General features: G+C 50.2%; 16 protein-coding genes and 1 rRNA gene. 9 read left to right on the forward strand and 8 right to left on the reverse strand.

The genetic code is table 11. The features are described 5' to 3' along the window. Positions 1 to 7: 7 nt before the first annotated feature. Positions 8 to 1,381 (reverse strand): flavin monoamine oxidase family protein, encoded by a 1,374-nt coding sequence (locus tag SH451x_RS20505; RefSeq protein WP_479358976.1) that lies wholly within the window; start codon positions 1,379 to 1,381, stop codon positions 8 to 10. Between the two features lie 356 nt (positions 1,382 to 1,737). Then, positions 1,738 to 3,153, reverse strand: coding sequence for a methyltransferase (locus tag SH451x_RS20510; RefSeq protein ID WP_479358977.1), 1,416 nt, complete (start codon positions 3,151 to 3,153; stop codon positions 1,738 to 1,740). Positions 3,154 to 3,698: 545 nt separating this feature from the next. Here SH451x_RS20510 and SH451x_RS20515 point away from each other — a divergent pair. Beyond that, positions 3,699 to 5,168, forward strand: coding sequence for a sulfatase family protein (locus tag SH451x_RS20515; RefSeq protein WP_479358978.1), 1,470 nt, complete (start codon positions 3,699 to 3,701; stop codon positions 5,166 to 5,168). Positions 5,169 to 5,207: 39 nt separating this feature from the next. Here the strand turns inward: SH451x_RS20515 and SH451x_RS20520 are convergent, their stop codons facing one another. Next, positions 5,208 to 6,368, reverse strand: coding sequence for a hypothetical protein (locus SH451x_RS20520; RefSeq protein ID WP_479358980.1), 1,161 nt, complete (start codon positions 6,366 to 6,368; stop codon positions 5,208 to 5,210). A 137-nt stretch (positions 6,369 to 6,505) separates the two neighbouring features. Between SH451x_RS20520 and SH451x_RS20525 the strand changes: the two genes are divergently transcribed. Then, positions 6,506 to 7,171: a tetratricopeptide repeat protein gene (locus tag SH451x_RS20525; RefSeq protein WP_479358981.1), complete on the forward strand. Its 666-nt coding sequence runs from the start codon at positions 6,506 to 6,508 to the stop codon at positions 7,169 to 7,171. Positions 7,172 to 7,251: 80 nt separating this feature from the next. Here the strand turns inward: SH451x_RS20525 and tmk are convergent, their stop codons facing one another. The 5 genes from tmk to SH451x_RS20550 form a co-directional block, all read right to left on the reverse strand. Next, on the reverse strand, positions 7,252 to 7,878 hold the full coding sequence (gene tmk, locus SH451x_RS20530; RefSeq protein WP_479358982.1) for a dTMP kinase: 627 nt from the start codon (positions 7,876 to 7,878) through the stop codon (positions 7,252 to 7,254). Beyond that, positions 7,875 to 9,773: a sulfurtransferase gene (locus tag SH451x_RS20535; protein ID WP_479358984.1), complete on the reverse strand. Its 1,899-nt coding sequence runs from the start codon at positions 9,771 to 9,773 to the stop codon at positions 7,875 to 7,877. The genes tmk and SH451x_RS20535 overlap by 4 nt, the downstream gene beginning before the upstream one ends. Positions 9,774 to 9,902: 129 nt before the next feature. Continuing rightward, a complete protein-coding gene (locus SH451x_RS20540; protein ID WP_479358985.1) occupies positions 9,903 to 10,418 on the reverse strand; it encodes a hypothetical protein in 516 nt (171 codons plus the stop codon). Positions 10,419 to 10,675: 257 nt separating this feature from the next. Further along, entirely contained in the window at positions 10,676 to 11,989 is a 1,314-nt protein-coding gene (gene hemL, locus SH451x_RS20545) for a glutamate-1-semialdehyde 2,1-aminomutase (protein ID WP_479358986.1), read from the reverse strand. Positions 11,990 to 12,220: 231 nt separating this feature from the next. After that, on the reverse strand, positions 12,221 to 13,768 hold the full coding sequence (locus tag SH451x_RS20550) for a DUF8689 domain-containing protein (RefSeq protein ID WP_479358987.1): 1,548 nt from the start codon (positions 13,766 to 13,768) through the stop codon (positions 12,221 to 12,223). 909 nt (positions 13,769 to 14,677) lie between these two features. Here SH451x_RS20550 and SH451x_RS20555 point away from each other — a divergent pair. From SH451x_RS20555 to SH451x_RS20585, 7 genes are all read left to right on the forward strand, one after another. Then, positions 14,678 to 16,199, forward strand: a 16S ribosomal RNA gene (locus SH451x_RS20555). 301 nt (positions 16,200 to 16,500) lie between these two features. Then, complete coding sequence (locus SH451x_RS20560) at positions 16,501 to 16,716, forward strand: hypothetical protein (protein ID WP_479358988.1); 216 nt, start codon at positions 16,501 to 16,503, stop codon at positions 16,714 to 16,716. Positions 16,717 to 16,864: 148 nt separating this feature from the next. Continuing rightward, positions 16,865 to 17,917, forward strand: coding sequence for an S-methyl-5-thioribose-1-phosphate isomerase (gene mtnA, locus SH451x_RS20565; RefSeq protein WP_479358989.1), 1,053 nt, complete (start codon positions 16,865 to 16,867; stop codon positions 17,915 to 17,917). A 212-nt stretch (positions 17,918 to 18,129) separates the two neighbouring features. Next, positions 18,130 to 18,729 carry a lysophospholipid acyltransferase family protein gene (locus SH451x_RS20570; RefSeq protein WP_479362924.1) on the forward strand — a complete coding sequence of 200 codons (600 nt, stop codon included), beginning with the start codon at positions 18,130 to 18,132 and terminating at the stop codon, positions 18,727 to 18,729. Positions 18,730 to 18,890: 161 nt separating this feature from the next. Then, a complete protein-coding gene (locus SH451x_RS20575) occupies positions 18,891 to 19,985 on the forward strand; it encodes a phosphatidate cytidylyltransferase (RefSeq protein ID WP_479358991.1) in 1,095 nt (364 codons plus the stop codon). 17 nt (positions 19,986 to 20,002) lie between these two features. Then, entirely contained in the window at positions 20,003 to 20,809 is an 807-nt protein-coding gene (locus SH451x_RS20580) for a TatD family hydrolase (protein WP_479358992.1), read from the forward strand. 11 nt (positions 20,810 to 20,820) lie between these two features. Further along, positions 20,821 to 21,417 carry a thioredoxin family protein gene (locus SH451x_RS20585; RefSeq protein WP_479358994.1) on the forward strand — a complete coding sequence of 199 codons (597 nt, stop codon included), beginning with the start codon at positions 20,821 to 20,823 and terminating at the stop codon, positions 21,415 to 21,417. Positions 21,418 to 21,528 lie beyond the last annotated feature (111 nt).

Here is a 21,528-nt window from a genome sequence, read left to right on the forward strand (position 1 = left end):
CACCTTTTCAGCTATCTAGAATCTCTTTGGCCGCGTGCAAGCCAGAAAGATATGCTCCATGCGCGGTTCCGAAGTAGGCTGAGCTTGTGGCTTCCCCTGCGAAAAACAACTTGCTCTCTAGCGATTCAGCTAATCTCTTTCGCATGCCTGGTGTCGATTCGACAGCGTTAAATGAGTAAGATCCCAACGCAAACGAGTCTTTCGCCCACCGCGTAACTTGAACATCGATAGGCTTGGGAATGCCATTACCAAAGATGGTCCTCAACGTCTGCATAGCGCTGTCTGCAGTCTCTTCATCCGACAGGCTTTCGATTTCTCTGCCATGACCCGCCGCATTGAAGCCCAGCAGCACTGGTTGTCTTGCTACCCTCCAGAAGCTGACCCACTCCGACCACACTCCATGGACGCCTGGAACATATTCTAACCAATCGATGTCTTTCGGCCAAAACGGTTCTTGAAACAAAAGGTAGCACTTGTTCAAAACACCCATGCCTATTTTGGCAATCGCTTCTTTTTTAACGCGAGGTAGTGCCGGAGAAAAGGCAACGTTGTCGGCTTGTAGCACGCCGAGCGGCAAAGTAACTAGCACATGTTCCGCTTCAAATTTAGAATCCTGAGTGACAATTCGCACAGTCGAAGAGCCCCAATGAACTTCTCGCACGATCTGCCCCAATCTCACGTTGAGTCCTTTGGCCAACGAGTCGGTTATGGCCCCGAAGCCCTGAGCAAAAATGGAATCCTCACCGCCGAACTCTTTCGCATGGTCGTACCAATGCGCAGACAGCTTTGATGCGCTACCGGAATACTCCTGTTCAAACTCGGAGCTGAGGATAAAATCGACGAATCGCGACTCTTCCGATGCCGCTTTAAAATCTCGGACTACAGGTGCAATTGCTTGCCTCAGAGAAACATCTTCATCCTGCTCCTGGGCGAACTCAATCGCTTCGTAAACTTGCGCACGCAAGTCACTCAGCAGTTCTTCGTCATCACCGCTCATTGGATGGCCTGCAGTATTGTAGGTGGCTGCGTTTTCATAGCGGGTGATCAATCTCCTTGCTTTGATTTCATCTGCTATTGCCGTGAGCGGATTGCCATCGACGCCATGAATCCAAGAAGCACCAAGATCCAGTGGCATGCCTTTCCATTTGGTACTTGTGAATATGCGGCCACCGATCCGGTCGCGAGCTTCGACGACCAGAACATCTCGCCCCTGCGCTTGAAGTTTCTTTGCTGCCGCTAATCCAGCAAGCCCGGCCCCAATGACAATAACCCGCCGCTTGCGATGCCCTTGGCCGTTGCCGCGTGGTTCCTCTGCCTCAACCTGACAGGAATGACCAAGAATCGAAAATGTGATCAGCTTCAAAAACTGTTGTCTATCCACCGGCAACCTCAGAAAGCTTCCGCCGATAGAGTCCGCTCAAGCTCTCGGTGGTAACTATTTTTTTAAAATTGACTGACTGTACTCGCAATATCGATTTGTTTGAGCGATTCTTGCCACCGTTGTTCTCCCTCAAGCCTTGAGAATTTTAACAGTGAACTCGGCAACTGAATAGAATGCGAGGCCAGAAGTCCCCTCTCAATTCTTTTTCCATAAGGCGCGTGGGTTTAGGATGTACTCACGTTAGAAGCGAACGGCGGACTGCATCACGCAAGAATCAATCACGAAAGGAATCTAGCTGATCCATCAACACATTTCGATCATCATCAGGACGAAAAATTGGGATGCGTCTCCGTAGCTCAGCTTACAAACACAACCAAGAATCGCACGGCAAAAGCCGCGAAGAACAATATGACAGTGATAGGAATTGCTGGACTAACGTTGTTTAGTCGTCGAAAGGTGTTGCAGAGCCGACCAATGCACTTTTGAGCGATCGTCTTCGGGCTTTTGCTGTACTCCATCGCTGCTCGTACAGAATAGAAAACTGCGAGATTCAAGTTGAGGCAAATCCATCGATAAGAGCCGATTCCAACGTGATCGACCAAATAATTGCACTTGAGCAAAATACGCGGTGGCTTGTTAGGATCATAATTTCCTACAACCCAGTGGAGCTCTTTGTGAAAATCGAGCAAACCAAAATCGTAAGTTTTCATATTTGCACGAACACCACTCGTGCCAAAATGCAGTTGCAAGTCGTCGCTCGAAGATAAATAAATCAAAGATCGCACGACGGAAATGCCTGGCAAGAAGCGAAGGTTTCCATCATAGTGCTTGTCAAATAGGCCCTGGTCACCACCACGATCTAAGTTGTATCGCGACAAATAGATCTCGTCGGTCATCGTCATCGGAAAAATGCGTCCTTTGGGAAACGCTTGTTGGATTTGTTCAGTTAGCTGATCTGCGTACCTGACGGCATCAATTTGAGTACGAATATCAGGTGGCAGTGTTTTTATGTATCGATGCACCGAATACGCTGCTTTCAAATCCTCCTGGAAGTAGTCCAAGGACCAATCCCGGATCTTATCAATGACATCTTGCTCTAGTCCATTAGTAAAACGGCCGGACCTAGCGTGATAAAAGTAGTCTTCAAAGTGAAAATCGAACTGCTCAACGAGCACCGTCACAACAGTTAAGAAGATGTGCCCGAGAAGCAAGTAAGGGTAATCTTCGTTAAAGTCAGGCGACAAAAGATAGAGGCCAACAAATTGAAGCACCGCTCCGCTTGCCATAGGATGCGGTATCCAATCATATGGAAAGCCAGCGCGAAAAGTTTGCTTGGAAGAACTTCGGTTCAGTTCACTCGCAAAATAGGTTGCATGCAACCCCATTGCCCAAACCGCCCACACATGTAATACCGTTCCAACAATTATCAAAATCCATGGCAAGATTGAAGACGATTCGCGCAAGACGTAAGGTACGAGCAAGACTGCGAGTATCAAAAAGGCAATCGTTCGAAACAAAATTGACTGCACCATATACTCTTCATGCTGACACCGCCTTCCTATGACGGCATTCAAATTGAGAAAGTGGTATGCGTAGCTTAGCAAGTACAGGAGCACAAGAAGGCTGCCTGTCGCAATCCACAATACGATACTCAGCAACAGCAACGTCAAGACCGTGGGAGAGACTGCATAGCCGAGCCACGCATGTAGTCGAGCGCTGTCTCCTGCTCGTCGACGGAAGTTTCCAGCGACGTCATCAGTGCGAAGATTCATCGTTAGTCGTTTCGAAATGACACAAGGTAATCGTAGACAGCTCGACACATCTATATCTGCTTACTCTGTTACACTAACAATTCATCACTACCAAGCTACTCGCGTTCAATTAAGAATTCGAGAAATTGCGCGAATGTTCGACTCTCCGAAATCGATCCTAAATCAGAATCGAAATTGCGCTATTTGAGCCAGCGTTCATGGACCAGCGTTCATGGACCAGCGTTCATGGACCAGCGTTCATGGACCAGCGTTCATGGAATTGCAAAGAAGATGCGATCTTAGTTGACATGCAGCACTCAACTCCAACTAGGGAAGACAGACCTTGCCATGAACGCTGCTATGCACAGAGCGTCACACTCCACGTGCGAAGGCCAAGTCGATGCACTTGAGCCAACCCTCGCTACAATCTCCCTCCCTAGAGTGAGGCGGGGCAGTGGTTGCTTGTTAAGCTTAAAAATTATCAAAAACCTTAGGGAGGTCGATCTTACGCGCTGCGTACTTTAAGATATGAACTTTCCACTCACCAAACTTCGGAAGTATATGCAATGAGTCGGCTTGCCTTCGCGACGCTTTTGTCCCTAATGTTCGCGTGTCCGTATTCTCTTCTTCATGCCGCGGAACGTCCTAACATTGTGCTGATCTTCTTTGACGATCTGGGTTACGGTGACTTTCAATGCTTTCGTGAAGCGAGCGTCGCTACGCCAAACATTGACGCTGTCGCAGCGCGGGGTACAAAGTTCACCGATTTTTATGTTTCCCAAGCTGTATGTACTGCTTCACGTGCCTCGCTGCTGACGGGATGCTATGCCAATCGAGTCGGCTTGGAAGGCGCGTTGAATCACACCAGTCGCAATGGCATCAACCCAGACGAGAAATTGCTGCCAGAACTACTCCACGAAGTCGGTTACAAGACAGGGATGTTTGGTAAGTGGCATCTGGGCAATCCCGAACTGTTTAATCCACTCGATAATGGGTTTGATACTTGGTTCGGCATTCCCTATTCCAATGACAACACAAAATACCATCCAGTACTCGCCGATCAAATGCCGCCGCTGCCACTCTATCAGGATCGGAAGGTAATCGAAGAGGATCCCGATCAGCGACAATTTACTCAACGTATCACGCAGCGCGCAATCGACTTTATCAGGAACGCGGGTGATGCACCATTTTTTTGTTATGTCCCTCATGTCATGCCACACGTTCCCATTTTCGCTTCTGAGCGGTTCGAAGGATCAACAGGACGCGGCCTGTATGCGGACGTCTTGGCTGAACTTGATTGGTCCGTCGGGGCCATCGTGCAAGCCTTACATGCTACAGAGCACGAGCAAGACACGATCCTCCTTCTAATGAGCGACAATGGACCATTCTTAAGCTACGGTTCGCACGCAGGCAGTGCAGCCCCACTCCGCGAAGGCAAACTTACTAGCTTCGAAGGAGGCGTGCGTGTGCCGATGATTGCTGCATGGCCAGACAAAATTCCAGCTGGAAAATCATCGAATGCCATGGTCTCTTCAATTGATCTCTTGCCTACACTATGCGCTTTGGCAAACGCACCTATGCCCACTAAGAAGATCGATGGCGTCGATATTTCTCAAGCCCTCCGACAGCCTGACGCAAACGATTCTACCCGCGAAGCTCTCTATTTCTATTCTGGAAGCGAGTTGCAGGCGATACGTTCGGGAAAGTGGAAACTCCATTTGCCACATCCATATTTAGAAGTGAACGGCGAAACTCGGACCGACGGCAGGCCTGCTGGCTGGGGAGACTTGAAACCAGCCTCCATAGAGCAGAGCGGTGTTGATGGGATCGCTTCGCGGCACGGCTACAGAATGGCCCAACAAGCACTTGCTCTTTATGATTTACAAGCTGATCCTGCCGAAACTCACGACTTGTCGACCGAGCATCCAGATGTCGTTTCAAAACTCCAAAAACTAGCCGCCACGATGCGATTAGAACTCGGCGATAGCTTGACTGGCGTTAAAGGGCAATCGAATCGACCGGCCGCCGTGAAATAGTCCGTGCCACAGCATTCTCAACGGAAACGATGCGATTTCTTAATCACTGACAACCGTTACGCTGCTGTCGTTGAGAGTCAATGTACAGTTGGCAGCCTTCCCAATCTGATCTAGCAATTCAACGATAGAGACGTTTTTGGCTTGGATATCGATTGTGCGATTGCCAATCTCTTGGCTGAGCGGTGCAGCGAGCGCAAGTTGCAATTGTTGAAGCAGCGGTGGCAGCACATCTTCCAGACGCCCTCGCAGTTGCAAAGTGTATCGTCGGTTGTCACGCTTACTTTCAACTTTGCGTGGCTCAGTTGTTTTAATTGTCGCTGTAATCAATTCGCGATGAGCTTCAACGGGCGCCTGCAGCCATTGAAATTTACCCTGAGTCCGCCATTTGGTTTGCTCTTTCCATTTTTCCTGCCACTGCGTTTGTTTGTCTTTGGGAATTGAACGTATAACGCTTGGTTCGTAAGGCCATGCAAAAAACTGCTCCGGAGTTTTCGATTTTACAATCTTCAATGTTGTGTCATTAGTAAATTCTATCGACAGTTCAAAACCTGCTAGAAACGCCGTTAATAAGGTAGCCATATCTAACGACGGCAGCTTCCGAGGCGCCCACAGGTCGTGCTCGATCAAATCTTGGCCTTGAAGGGTTATTACTTGTTGGCCAAAAATTTCTGCGAGCAGTTTTTGTGGTTCACTGGGCGTGTCCCAAGCAACGGCCGGTAAAAACTGTGTGGAAAGCTTTCCGTTTGAAGCGGTGGAAATTTGCCAAAACGTTTGTTGAACTTGGAGTGCATTTTCCAATCGGCAGACATACAAAACGCCATTCAACCAAACAACCTTTGTGTTCGATTGTTCAGCGAGCTGGTCAAGAGTTTCTCCGACGGTCGATTCTTGCTGTGAGATGCTAACGAGTTGTTCGCCATCAACGCGGCGGTCTAGCCAAATCGGTACGTCGACATTCTCGCTAATTCTCGTAAGTGATGTCCTAAGAGTGACACCGCTGAGCAATTGTCCAAAATTTTTTTGTATCTTTTTGAAGCTACTTTCGTATGGTTTGGCAGCATAAGGATGGGTAATTTGGGCAAAACAACACGGGCATAACGCCACTAAAACGACCATCTGAAGCGACAAAACGACACACGCGATCGCTAGCGAACCTCGCCTGGCAGATGGAAAACATGGTGGTGTTATGGAACGATACATTGTCTGACGACTTATGCGTAACTAGACTGAGATCGGCTCAGGATGAGCGGATGGAAATGCATGGACCGCGGTAAGCTCTGCAAGCCGCCAACGCAACGATGACATGCTTCTACGAATGCTAACCGCTTGTGAGTGTTATGGTGCCGCGATCCAATCGACCGCCCCAGATTTTATCTTTTTATCAAGTATACCTAACCGATGGAGATTCGGCTGGGTTTGTTCGAGATGTTGCGTTAAGTTATAGCGTTTCCACATTAATCCGATTAACTGGGTCGACGGATGCAACGGCGCGACGTGCTGCTGCACTGGCACTCGGGATCTTGGGCGACCGTCGAGCGATCGACGCCGTGGGACGCTTACTGGCGGATTCTGATCGAGCTGTGCGATTGATAGCTGATGATTCTATCAAAGCAATTTGGTCGCGTACGGCAACTCCTATGGGCCGAAACTTGCTAGATGCAATCGTCTCCAAATTGGCTGCTGAAGAGTACGAATCCGCTTTGGAGTCGGCTGAAAAGTTAGTGCAAACGCATCCAGCGCTTCCAGAAGCCTTTTGCCAACGTGCTCTTGCCTATTATGCAACGGGCGAAATTGAAGCGGCGATTGAAGATTGCCAACGCGCGATTTCTGTAAACCCTTACGAATACATGGCGTTTGTCGGGCTAGGGCAATGTCACTTAGAAATGGAACGTCCACGCGCCGCACTCGATTACTTTCGCCAAGCAATCGCGATCTATCCCGATCTCGAGCCAGTGCATCTGCAAATCCGCAAGCTTGAAGAATCGCTGCGCGAAATCATTTAGTCCCCAGACTTCACTTTGCGATTCGGCCACCGCATCCGCCAGGATCTGCGGTGCCATGCATCAGGGTATATTACTGCACATCACAACGGGTTGAGTGCAGTCTCTGCCTCGATTTTGCTCAGAAGCTCCGCAAAAACAGCGTCGACACTCTGACTCGCATCCAAGATGATGTAAGTTCCCGCTTTGGAGACTTCGTGCAAATAGCCTAGTCTCAATCTCTCAAAGAATTCCTTGCCGCGTTTTTCGAGCCGGTCTTGAACATCTCCGACACGCATCATGGCAGTGCTCACGTCGAGATCCAAGACGACGGTCAAATCAGGTTTGAGTCCACCGGTAGCGACTTCGCCTACGCGCCACAATTGATCGACGTCTAGTCCGCCACCGCACCCTTGGTAGACGACATTCGCCAGTAGGAATCGATCGCACAATACTGTCTTTCCGGCTGATAGGGCAGGGTGTATCTGCTCGGCTACTAACTGCGAGCGGGCAGCCATATAAAGTAACATTTCTGTTGTCATGGCAAGCGGAATATCTTCCCGGTGCAGCAAAATTTCACGTACAGCCTCACCCAACTTTGTTGTTCCAGGATCGCGAAAACATACGACGTCAATGCCTTTTTCTCTAAGATGGCTTGCAAACAACTGGAGTTGAGTCGACTTGCCACATCCGTCGATTCCGTCAAAGCTTATGAAAAGCGGCTTGTTCATATGCGATCGCCTTCACTTGCCCAAAAGGGAGACGCATTCTGCCACGAAGCTCTAGCTCCCGTTCTTGGATGAGTAATCTCAACTTCTGCGGCGTGCAGACACATGCAAGGCTGGCCTTGAGGTAACGTGAAGTTTACATCCGTTGCGTCGTTCGGCAAATAAGCAGGATCGTTCACAATCGGATGACCTAGGTGCCACAAATGGCAACGAATTTGATTGGTCCGACCTGTCCTGGGAAAAGCGTGAACTAGCGTGGTACCGTCATCGCAACGCTTGATGACTTGAAAATCTGTGATTGCATCCAAACCGTGCGTTTCGTCAATAACTCGCACGCCACCTTCGCCGCAATCGCGAGCAATCTTCGCTGCGCACGAGAATTGATCTTCACGGGGCTGTCCATGTACTCGCGCAATGTAACGTTTGGCCACAGAGCCTTCCGTGAATTGTTGCTGTAGTGACTTGGCAGCGGCAAATCTGCGAGCCAAAACCATTAAGCCGCTCGTGTTGGCATCCAAGCGATGCGTCAACCGAATCTTTTCGGGATAGTAGACTTGGCCCATCAAATACTCGAGTGTATTTCGATTAAATCGGCCGCTAGCATGAGAAGGGAGACCAGCTGGCTTAGAAACCACGATCAGTTGTTCATCTTGGTAAACAATTCTTATCCGGCCATCTACGGCTGGTTCAATGCAGCCGGGTTGTAGATGATCAATCCGCTGTCCTTCTTGCATGATCCGATCAAGCGACGGTACTTCAGTCGGCGCATCCAGCGGATCAATCTCGTGCGCACTCTTTTGAACTTCATTGCCGGGCGTACGAAGCCAGCCTCGATTTGTTTCTTCGACCCACGTTTGAGCATCGACTTGTGGAAAGAGTTCGGTCAAGCATTCGGCCAAGGTACAACCGGCCAATCGCCGTGGAATATGTATTGGACGAACATTCGTGTAGGGTCGGCACCCGGGCAAATCCTCCGCCAGTTTGTCGATGGCAGCTTGGCGGTTTGCAAGATCGATTAGGTTGCGTTCGTCGTCCGTTTTATAGCAGTGCGGACAGAAACTGCCAGCTTTGTATTTCGGCGAAACGAGTTCTTCCGCCGTTAAGACACTTTGACATGCATAACACAGTACGGCTCCGGAGGGCGCCAAATCTGGCTTGACCGCTACACGATCGTCAAAAACAAAACAATCGCCTTGGTAGTGAGCCGCTCCGCATTCTTCAAAGTAACGTAAGATTCCACCATCCAGTTGGTATACGTCCTTGAAACCGGCTTGTTCGACGTAAGGCCCCGCTTTCTCGCAGCGAATTCCCCCCGTACAAAACATTACCATCGGCTTATCTCGAGACTCTGCCGGTAGCTCGAGGACTCGCGCTGGAAATTCTTTAAAATGATCAATCTGCAGATCAACCGCGTTTTCGAATGTGCCTAGCTCCACTTCATAAGTGTTGCGAGTATCCAGCAGCGTCACCTCTTTACCCTCATCCAGCCACTGCTTCAATTGCGCCGCCGAAATCTTCCGACTCGGTGCGCTCACAGGATCGACCGAATCGACGCCGAATGCAATGATCTCTTTTTTCAGTCGCACTAGCATGCGATTGAAAGGTTGTGATTCGCTCCAGCTTTCTTTAATCGGCAGGTTGCAGAACCGCTCATCTCGCTGCAACGTGTCCAAAAACGGACGCACATTTTCCGCCTCGCCAGCAACAAACAGGTTGATCCCTTCACTCGCGAGCAGAATCGTTCCTTTCAGTTCGTATCGGTTTGCGAGCTGTTTAAGCTCACCACGAAGCGAGTCCAATTGTTCTAGACGGACGAATTTGTAAGCAGAGATATTAAGCACAGCGGCATCTTGCCGGTCAGAATCTGTGTTTTTTGGCGTGCAAGTAGTAGAGGTCATCGATCGGAATTGAGCTGGAAGGACATTGATTAGATGTCGCTACAGAATATTCCATTTCCGGCGATCGGACTACTTCCGTTTTGTAATTCAACTCCGGCTACAAGGAGCCGCAGACAAATCACCAAGCGGTTACGTGGTACTGTTCTTGAAGTCGAACCTTTCGAGCGAAATAGGTTCAGTCGTCAGAATAGCTGCTTTCGTATCGGGCACTCGCTGGCCGGGCTGTACGATCACAAGAGCTCGCCCCTCCTCAACGTGCCGTTCATATTCCTCGATCTTTTCTCTGGGAACACCCCAGTGGCTGGCCGCCCCCAAGAGCCCGCCCAATGCAGCACCGGCGCCCATGGTGACGATTGGTCCTAAGAGGAAGAAGGGCCCGATTAGCGTTGCGACAGCCATTGGAGCTCCAAACACCCCACCGATGGCTGCTCCGATAGCGGCTCCTTTCGAAGCCGTTTCCGCACTTTGCTCCTTTATAAGGGATTCGTCTCGCAACTTATTGAGCGTCGAATCGTCCGACCGCGATACGATCGACAAGTGATCGAGTGTAACGCCTTGGTTCTTTAAAACTTCTAAAGCTTGCTTCGCGTTTTCCAGATCCACATACTCGGCCACCAAGATCTGATTTTCGTTCGCTTCTTCCATTTTTTGCCTCGTTACTTGAGTTTAGATCGGACGACAAAAACCGTCGCAACTCGCGTTCCCTGGGCTACAAAATAGAGAAACTGCCTGATGAAGCGTGCCAGCAGCACGACCGCTCGCTAAAGAAATGTTGAACTTGCGCTGCTAGCGTTCGTCAACAAGATTGAAGCGTTGGTTTGTGAGAACATTAATTTTCGCTGATCCACACCCAATCAAGCTAGGCATGAATCGTTGGCTTTCTGCGTATTCCGGTCTTTAGCTCACAGTTTCGCTGTTACGCGTTCGGCGGCTTGAATGGTTAGCTCGATGTCTTCCATCGTATGTGCACTTGAAAAGAAAAGCGCCTCGAACTGACTGCAGGGCATGTAGACGCCTTCTTCAATCAGCCCCCAGAAATACTTTGCAAACAATTGACGGTTCGACCTATTCGCTGTCGGCCAGTCGACCACAGGCTGATCGTTAAAGAACAACGTCATCATACTGCCAACTCGCTGTACAACGTTCGGAATCCCCGCCTTCGTCGCGGCTGCCGCTAAACCTGATTCGAGTTTGGCACCGAGTTTTTCTAGATGCTCGTAAGGACTCTCGTCGCGCAGAAGCTCAAGCGTCGCAATCCCCGCTGCCGTGGCTAAGGGGTTACCGCTCAGCGTTCCCGCCTGAAAGACCTTTCCCGCTGGCAGAACGTTATTCATAATCTCCGCACGACCACCATAGACGGCCAGTGGCAGCCCACCACCGACTATTTTCCCAAGCGTTGTAAGATCAGGCTTCACTCCCAGCAAACTCTGGGCGCCGCCGTGGGCAACACGAAATCCGGTCATCACTTCATCGAAAATCAGCAGCGCACCATGTTGTTTGGTCAGCGTCTGCAACGTATCAAGGAATGCCTTGGACGGTAAAACCGTACCCATGTTACCAACAATTGGCTCGAGGATAACCGCGGCAATTTCGCTGCCTTGAACTGCAAATACGTTGGTCAAAGCATCAGGATTGTTATAATCCAAGACGATCGTATCTGCGGAGGTGCCAGGTGTTACGCCTGGAGAGTCAGGGACAGCAAGCGTAGCCGCAGCGGATCCGGCGGCGACTAATAGTGAGTCGACATGGCCATGATAGCAACCGGCAAACTTCACGACCTTGTTTCGTCCGGTGTAACCTCGCGCAAGCCTAATGGCGCTCATCGTGGCTTCCGTACCGCTGTTAACTAGCCGGACTTTCTCCATGCTCGGCACAGCTTGACGAATCAATTCCGCTAGATGCGATTCACGCTCGGTTGGTGCGCCGAATGACGTGCCAAGCTGTGCTGCTTTCGTAATCGCTTCGACGACATGCGGATGAGCATGCCCAACAATCATTGGTCCCCACGAACCGATGTAATCGAGGTAACGGTTGTCATCGATATCAAACAGATATTGCCCTTTGGCGCGCGCCATGAAGATCGGTTCACCTCCTACAGCACCAAATGCTCGCGCTGGCGAGTTCACGCCGCCAGGAATAAGGGAACAAGCTAGATGATAGGCGCTGTGCGAATGATTGCGGTTCTTCGATTGATCCACGGACTTTGGTGACTCCATAGTAGGATTAGCATGGCGAAAGCTCACTCTTATATCGTAAACATTTTCCTAAGATTTTGAATTGCAGTTTTGACCATAGGGACAACCAACCTCAGAACTCGCTATGTCGTACGTTGAGGCAGCCTCAAGAAAAAACCGTTGACTTTTTACCCTTGAGCGAGCGACCAACTGTTCGCGAAGTCGATCGATTTCCGCTAGATTATGGGGTTAAGTCCGTCTGCCAAGGGAGAACTACATAATTGAGAAGTAGTTATCGACGGCGAAGTCAAACAGCTCAGGACGCATCTGCATCGGCTGGGAGTTATAGAAACAGTACGAGCGAATTTGCAACAATAAATCGCGAGGATGGCAATTGCGATATGGGCGGTTAAACGGTTTGTAATGTTTTTCGATCAAATAATCGATACATGCGGCGTCGTAGGGAATCTTAAGCGATTTGGCCATGATCTCAAAAAGTTTGCGAAACGCTTCTTCGCTGGGATTAGGCACTTCGATTTTATATGGAATACGACGTAAAAACGCGTCATCTACTAGGCTTTTCGGCTCTAAGTTGGTGCTGAAGATTACCAACTGATCAAACGGCACCTGTGTTTTTTTACTGCCGCTGATACTGAGAAAATCGTAACGTTTTTCGAGCGGCACGATCCAACGATTCAAGAGTTCATCGACAGTCATCCGTTGACGACCAAAGTCATCTATTAACAAAACACCACAGTTGCTCTTGAGTTGCAGTGGAGCGTCACTGATATTGGTTTCGGAGTTGTGCGAGACTTCCAGCATTTCCATGGTAAGTTCGCCGCCCGCTATAATGGTAGGGCGTTTGATACGCACCCATCTACGATCGCATGGATTGTTGTCCAGGATTCCATCGTTGCTAGCGTGTGGGCATTCGTCGTGGACTTGAGGGTCGAAGATGCGCATGATTGCGCCGTCTTGGGCAACGGCCCGGGGCACCCAGATGTACTCGCCGAACGCTCGCGTCACGCGTTCGGCGATACTGGTTTTTCCATTACCAGGATAGCCATAGAGAAACATGCCTCTACCACTATTGATTGCCGGGCCGAGGCGTGCGAGCAGTCGAGCAGGAATGAGCAAGTCCGAGAAAGCTTTTGTTAGGTCTTCGCGGTTGGGATGTTGACGCTCAACCGACTGATGCGTGACTGATTCGATGTAGTTTTCAAGAGGGACTGGGGCCGCGCCAAAGTAAGTGCAGGCTTGATTATAGCGTCGCCCTCGATCGCGTCCGGCGTCGGTCAGCACGTGAATATAGTCATGAACGGCAGTCGAGCCGATATAGCCGACGAATTGCTGCGACTTGAGCCGCAAAAGGGTTGGTTCGACCAAGCGGAACGGCAACCTAAGCTGATCTGCAATGGCCCGTCCGGTAGCCTGCCCAACGTTAAATAAATATTTGACCGCCAGTTCTTCGACCGTGCGGTCGGAAAGTCCCGCGGCATCCAAGTTAGGCGGTTCGATCGGCAGCAGGGGCTCAGTTCGGTCGCCGGTGAGTCGAAAGGGCGCAAATCGATCAGCGGGGACAGCAGCCGGTTTTTGCGAAGGTTTGACTTGGCCGGTTCTGCCCTGAGAAGCCTCCTGGGATGCGTCAAACGCAGCAAGTTCAACAGCGTTTGCCGACATACGATCGACCTGCGCCGACTGCGCAAGCCGATCCGTGGCAACATCAGACGCTTGCTCACCCGAGCTCGAAATCTTACGGATTCGCTCGAGAGCCGCTTCGATAGCGGCGTCAGTAGAAGCGGAACCTTGACTGCGAAACATCGGTTGAACAATACCTAATTTTGTGGCTAATCAAACACTGGAATCATTGTTCTATCAGTTGCAAAATCGAGTTCATCGTCGAAGTCGGCAGGAATGACGGTTGTTTCCCCGGGCATTACTGTGATTGCAACCCTTTTCTTGGTCCATTCGTTTGTCGCGTGAGACCTAACCAAAAAATGGCCACAAGCACGCAACATTTCTTATCGGAAGGACTGGCGGAGATTTCCGGTCAATTGCCGGAGATAGGTTTTACGCTGCTTGGGTTGAGTTTGCAGGCCAAGTCAATCATGCGGGTGATTCGCGTACGTATCGTGAGTGGGTTTGTAAACGATTCGAGCGTTAACTATTGCTGCAGGCGATTCTCACACGATTCGACTTCGGTTGGATAGGGTTCATGGCTTGGGAAGCGAGTTTGTAATCGCAGAGGGGAACGAAGTGGGGGCGTCGAAAGATAGAGCATCAGCTGGGTGCTTTAAGATCTCAAAAAGTTTTTTTGTCAAAAGCACGAACTGCCCCTTGCGAATTGCGGGCACCATTCGTATCTTCTTGCCTCTCGCTGACGGGAAGCAGTCAACTGCCGACCGGACGCCAAGAACGACTCGAATAAAAAGTTGAACTTGGTGTTGACAGTAGCCGATACCTGGCGGTAAGATGTTCGACCCGCCAAGAAACGGAAAACTGTTTCAAAGCGAGAAAAAGTGTCGCAAGACACTCAATTTGATCTTTGACAATCTGGTAGATGACCTCTTATGTGAAACGTTAGTTTCTTACAGGAACGCAAGTTCCTGCTGAGTAAGTTTTGTTAGTATTTTATAAGTCGTCGGGTAATGACCATGACCGACGCAAAGGCTCATTGCCTTCCTTTGGTTAAAAAGCAAACCTGTTACGCAAGTAATAGGAATGAAAACAAAAGTGAAGGGTTTGATCCTGGCTCAGAATGAACGTTGGCGGCGTGGATTAGGCATGCGAGTCGTGCGAGAACTGTAGCAATACAGGGACAGCGGCGAAAGGGAGAGGATAACGTGAGAATCTGCCCTCGGACCGGGGATAGCGGCGGGAAACTGCCGGTAATACCCGATAATGTCTGCGGACCAAAGGTGTGATTCCGTCCGAGGATGAGCTCACGTCCTATTAGCTAGTTGGCGGGGTAATGGCCCACCAAGGCAATGATGGGTAGCTGGTGTGAGAGCATGACCAGCCTCATTGGCACTGAGACACTGGCCAGACACCTACGGGTGGCTGCAGTCGAGAATCTTCGGCAATGGACGAAAGTCTGACCGAGCGACGCCGCGTGCGGGATGAAGGCCCTTGGGTTGTAAACCGCTGTCGTAGAGGAACAAAGGTATTGGGGTACTCCCCTATATTTGAGTGATTCTAGGAGGAAGGAGAGGCTAAGCTCGTGCCAGCAGCCGCGGTAAGACGAGCTCTCCAAACGTTATTCGGTATCACTGGGCTTAAAGAGTTCGTAGGCGGCTCTGCAGGTGAGGTGTGAAAGCCCACGGCCTAACCGTGGAATTGCGCTTCAAACCGCAGGGCTAGAGGGAGACAGGGGTAAGCGGAACAGATGGTGGAGCGGTGAAATGCGTTGATATCATCTGGAACACCGGTGGCGAAGGCGGCTTACTGGGTCTTTTCTGACGCTGAGGAACGAAAGCTAGGGGAGCGAACGGGATTAGATACCCCGGTAGTCCTAGCCGTAAACTATGAGCACTAGTCTGTGGGGACCCTCACATCCTCTCGGACGTAGCGAAAGTGTTAAGTGCTCCGCCTGGGGAGTATGGTCGCAAGGCTGAAACTCAAAGGAATTGACGGGGGCTCACACAAGCGGTGGAGGATGTGGCTTAATTCGAGGCTACGCGAAGAACCTTATCCTAGTCTTGACATGCTTGGGAATCTGCCTGAAAGGGTGGAGTGCCGCAAGGAACCCTTGCACAGGTGCTGCATGGCTGTCGTCAGCTCGTGTCGTGAGATGTCGGGTTAAGTCCCTTAACGAGCGAAACCCCTATCTCTAGTTGCCAGCGAGTAAAGTCGGGGACTCTAGAGAGACCGCCGGTGTTAAACCGGAGGAAGGTGGGGATGACGTCAAGTCCTCATGGCCTTTATGATTAGGGCTGCACACGTCCTACAATGCAACATACAAAGGGAAGCAAAACCGCGAGGTCAAGCAAATCTCAGAAAGTGTTGCTCAGTTCGGATTGCAGGCTGCAACTCGCCTGCATGAAGCTGGAATCGCTAGTAATCGCGGGTCAGCATACCGCGGTGAATGTGTTCCTGAGCCTTGTACACACCGCCCGTCAAGCCACGAAAGTTGGGAGGGCCCGAAGTCGCTAAGCTAACCGTAAGGAGGCAGGCGCCGAAGGCCAGCTCGATGATTGGGACTAAGTCGTAACAAGGTAGCCGTAGGGGAACCTGCGGCTGGATCACCTCCTTTCTAAGGATTTTGTTTAGTCTGTGGTGACACAGTCTATTCAATCGTGAGACAAGACTTGCATATAATCAGTTAGAGGTCATCAATCAGGTTTATTAGAGCCCGGCAGTAAAGCAATTTACTGCCGGGTTTTTTTATTGCCTTTTCCAAGAAACCATACCTCTCGGTATCCGTCTGCCTCTTTCTTCCATGGCAGCGACCTACTATCCTGCTTTCTCACGCTTGTTCGCCAAGATCCAGTACATCTCGACGAATGCCGCTTGATACCCGGATCGTATAACTTTACTGCAGTGGGGAAACAGATATGGATCAGCTAAATTGGGGCATGCTATTTTCGCCAGCTTGCATCTGGATCTTTATCCCTCTCACCGCAGTCGTGGGCGGCTTACTATTAGCCGGCTTTCAACTTTATACCAGGCATGTGGAGCGAATGGCGATGATCGATGCCGGATTACACCCTGATCACCCTGATTCAAAACGAGTCTTTCAGCATATGGGTGCGTCGCAGCCTCGCAAATAACGCGCTGCTGCGTAAAATAAATTCTCTCAACCACCACCATTGTCGTCTTTCCATCAATCGTTGGTGTAGTATCGTCGCGTGCAGGCTGCTGATGTCAGATACATTGCAGTGACCTCGAGTTCGTCTATTTCTTTCTTCAGGACCAAGAATGCCCGATTACCGCTCTGTCTCTTTTCAGCGTTCTGCTGGTCCGTGCACGCTTCGGCTCCTTGATCAAACCAAGCTTCCACTAGAAGTCATCTACGAGCACTGCACCTGCGTACAGAACGTTTGGGATGCGATCAAACAGTTGAAGGTAAGGGGTGCGCCGGCGATCGGAATCGCTGCAGCCTATGGCGTCCTTCTTTCGAAGGGGTTTTCAGGAAGTGCGATCGATTCGGATCAGATTGCTGCCGATGTGAAGTATCTGGCGAGTTCGCGTCCGACTGCCGTAAATCTTTTTTGGGCGTTGGAAAGGATGCAGCAGGTGCTTGATCGTTGCAAAACCTTTGGACGCGACGAGCTTTTTGAAAATATGTGGAAGGAGGCAGATTCTATTCACCGGGAAGATGTCGCGATGTGTGAAGCGATTGGGCGATTCGGTGCCGATCTGTTCGAAGATGGCTGGGGCGTCCTAACACATTGCAACACGGGTGGCTTGGCAACTTCTGAGCTGGGGACAGCGTTGTCGGCAATCATTACAGCCCATCAGCAAGGAAAAAATATTCGCGTTTACGCGGACGAGACACGTCCACTGCTGCAAGGTGCGCGTCTCACCATGTGGGAATTGATGCAGTACGGAGTTCCCGCGACATTAATTTGCGACAACATGGCCGCACAGGTAATGCGTGAAGGCAAGATTCAAGCTGTGATTGTTGGTGCAGATCGTATTGCAGCTAACGGGGACGCAGCCAACAAAATTGGGACCTACGGCGTTGCGATCCTTGCCAGGTACCACCAAATTCCATTTTATGTTGCCGCCCCCTCAAGTACTTTCGATCTGACTCTGGCGACTGGTAAAGAGATTCCGATTGAGGAACGACTGTCGGATGAGATTACTTGTGGTTTCGGCAAACAGACCGCACCGTCAGGAAGCGAAGTCTATAATCCGGCATTTGACGTTACGCCCGCAGAGCTGATTTCTGGAATAGTCACAGAGCGGGGAGTAATCCGTCCAGTCGGTTCAGCCGAGCTTCTAAAAATCTTGCCTGCCCGCACATAGTTTTTCGCTTGTAGTCAACAATAAGTTGGAATCGCACTTCGCTTTGAAGTTAAGCGTAATACAATTGCCTTCGCAGAATCTGATATCTTGTGCCGTAGGTTTGTCCCCCCCATTTTGGTAAAGCTCCGTTGAGCGCAACTATCCCCAGTCTTCGAGAACGTCGTATACAGCGACCGAGCGTACCAACGCAGCAGCGGTCTACGGCCTGTCGTATCACCGGCGCGTCGATCGCTCTTTTAGCTAGGCTTGTAAGCGGCTACTCGGTTAGGTGGATTGACTGCCAGCCCGATACAGCTCAGCGTGTCTATTTTGCAAATCATTCGAGTCATTTGGATGCGGTTGTGCTTTGGTCAGCGTTGCCGCCAAGCATACGACTGCTGACTCGACCGGTAGCTGCTGCTGACTACTGGGGTGCCTCAAAGTGGAAACGCTTTTTGGCTCAGTCCTTCAATGCAATGTTGATCGATCGCAAGAAGATCAAAGTGCACCACAGTCCTGTCGAGATGATGATCGAGAATATTGGTGACATTTATTCGTTGATCGTATTTCCGGAAGGTGGTCGATCGGCTGACCTCGAGATGGGTGAGTTCAAAAGCGGCCTTTATTATTTGGCAAAGAAGCGGCCTGACCTCGAACTGGTTCCAGTTTATATGGATAACTTAAGCCGAATTTTGCCGCGTGGCGAAATTTTCCCAGTACCTTTGTTGTCGTCGATCACAATCGGTCATCCGATTTTCTTGGAAGCCGGTGAACCGAAGTCTGACTTTTTGAATCGAGCGAGACAGGCTGTTAAAAATCTCAAAGACCGCTAGACCTTAGTTTTTAGTGTTCTCAGCCCCAGTTGATAGCCTCCAGATCTGTATCGTGCCTCGATAGATCCAAAAGTCGAGGGGTTTTCGATCGGGTCACTCTCAAGCAAAATGCACGTGTGTCAACCCAAGTGAGTTAGCCCCATGAAATCTGCGGTTCTTGTGTGAAGCCAATAGTATTTATTCCTCTACTGAGCCAAGGGGCGATTTCGGACCCCGCCTTGCAAGCCACCAACGTAGTCCCCAGGGCAATTCAAACCAGTTGGCTGAACTATCCGACATTGCTCCTGTTTGCCTGCGTAGTAATTACGCTCGCGATCGCGACGCTTATCGGTCGCTATATGAGCCGGCAGAGCAGTCCGTCGATGAATCCTGCTCTCGTCGAACGGTTCGTGCTGCGACTGCGTGTGTGGTGGTTGATGTGCGTTATCTTGATTTTCGGCTTGCTACTACATCGCGCCGGGACAATTGTGTTGTTTGGACTTCTCTCGTTCTGGGCATTCCGCGAGTTTATTACTATGACTCCGACGCGCCGCGGCGATCACCGCGCGCTCTTTTGGAGCCTGGTTGTCCTTACACCTTTGCAGTATGTCCTTATCGCAATTGGAAAGACCCAATGGCGGCTTGCGAGTGGTGATTTTTTGGACTGCTACAACTTGTACAGTATCATGATTCCCGTCTATGCAACGCTTTTTATCCCAGCCAGAATCGCAGTAGCGGGGGACTCAAAGAAGTTCCTTGAACGTTCGGCGCAGATCACGCTTGGACTCTTGATTTGTGTTTATTCGTTGTCGCATGCTCCGGCGATTCTCGATTTGAATCTGATCACAAGCGACGGTATTGCTTGGAACGGAAGCAACGCGGGCTTACTCTTCTTTTTCGTTCTGATTTCTCAACTCTCCGAAGTACTGCAGTGGACCTGGAGCCGATTGGCTGGAAAACATGTGGTAGCTCCTGAGATCAGCAGCTCACGAACTTGGGAAGGATGTATTGCTGGATCGCTTTCTGCTGGTGTTTGTGGCGGTCTTTTATACTGGGTCACACCTTTCACGATTTGGGAAGCCGCGCTGCTGAGTATCATTGTGGCGTTCGTAGGTTTCATGGGCGGGATGACTATGTCGGCGATCAAGCGAAATCGAGGCGTAAACGACTACGGGACCTTGGTGATAGGGCATGCGGGAGTGTTGGATCGGATTGATTCACTTTGTTTTGCTGCCCCGATTTTTTATCATCTCACGCGATTTTTCTTTTCTCACTAAATACTCGTCACTTCGGCATGCACTTTATAGACACACACGCGCACCTGTGTGATTCCGCGTTTCGCGAAACGTTGCCTTCCGTTCTAATTCGTGCTCGACAGGCAGGCGTCCGGCAAATCATCAACGTCGCGACGACGGCTCAAAGTAGTCGCGAGGCTGTTGAAATTGCGGAGAGTACGCCGGGAGTTTTTGCGTCTGTGGGAATCCACCCGAATTATGCGCACGAAGCAGCGGATGCTGATTGGGCGAAGGTTTGTGATCTTGCAAACAATGCTCAGGTTGTTGCGCTCGGTGAAACCGGTTTGGACAAATATTGGGACGATTGTCCGTGGCCTGTGCAAGTAGAAAACTTTTGGCGGCATATCAACTTCTCAGCTGAGACGCGGCTACCGCTGATCATTCACGCGCGTGATTGTTGGGATGACATTATTGCAATCCTGCGAGCAGCGGCTTCGCAACAAGAACTCCGCGGAGTTATGCATTCGTTTACCGGTAGCACAGAGCAAGCCGAAACATTACTGTCGTTTGGGCTGCATATCAGTTTTGCGGGCATGCTCACTTATAAAAAGTCGATGGAACTGCGAGAAACGGCGAGCCAAATACCCTACAATCGAATTCTCGTCGAAACCGACAGTCCTTACCTTTCGCCAGAACCCAAACGAAGCCAGCGACCGAATGAATCAAGTTTGATGATACATACCGCTGCGGTTCTTGCGGATTGTCAAAAGGTTGATCTAGGACAGATCGCCCTGTGGACTACCGAAAATGCACGAAGACTGTTTCCAAGAATAACAGATTCACAACTTGAAGCGACCAACGTTTAAGGAGAAAAACTATGGTAAAAACTGCGTCTACGATGATGCCTCTAGGTACAAAAGCCCCAGCTTTTTCGCTGCCTGACTTAGATGGCTCGATTAAGTCACTACAGCAATGTTCGGGTGAAAACGGAACAGTGATTGTTTTCATGTGTAACCATTGTCCGTATGTAAAACATGTAGCGCCTGAACTTTCCAAGGTTTCTAAAGACTACGCGTCCAAAGGCATCTCGTTCATCGGTATCAGCAGCAATGATGCATCGGCATATCCAGAAGATGCACCAGATAAAATGCGAGAAGAAGCCGAACTGCAGGGCTATGAATTCCCGTATCTTTATGACGAATCGCAAGCTGTTGCGCAAGCGTATCGAGCGGCTTGTACTCCTGATTTCTTTGTATTCGACAAGAACCTGGCGTTGGTCTATCGCGGCCAGTTGGACGACAGTCGTCCCAAGACGGATAAGCCTCTGACTGGAAATGATCTTCGATCAGCCCTTGATAGTCTTGCAACGGGAGATCCGATCGATGCCAGCCAGAAACCGAGCATTGGTTGCAATATCAAATGGAAGCCCGGTATGGAACCAGATTACTTCCATACGGCACAAGTCAAAAGCTAGTGTGCGAGCGATTGAAGCGTTAAGTTCACGGACGATTGTCATGTTCGAGTCGAATCTCTGAAAGATTCAATAATGGTAGCGATCAAGAATTTCATTCGTGTTTCCTTACCA

The organism is Njordella aestuarii, from assembly GCF_056494165.1.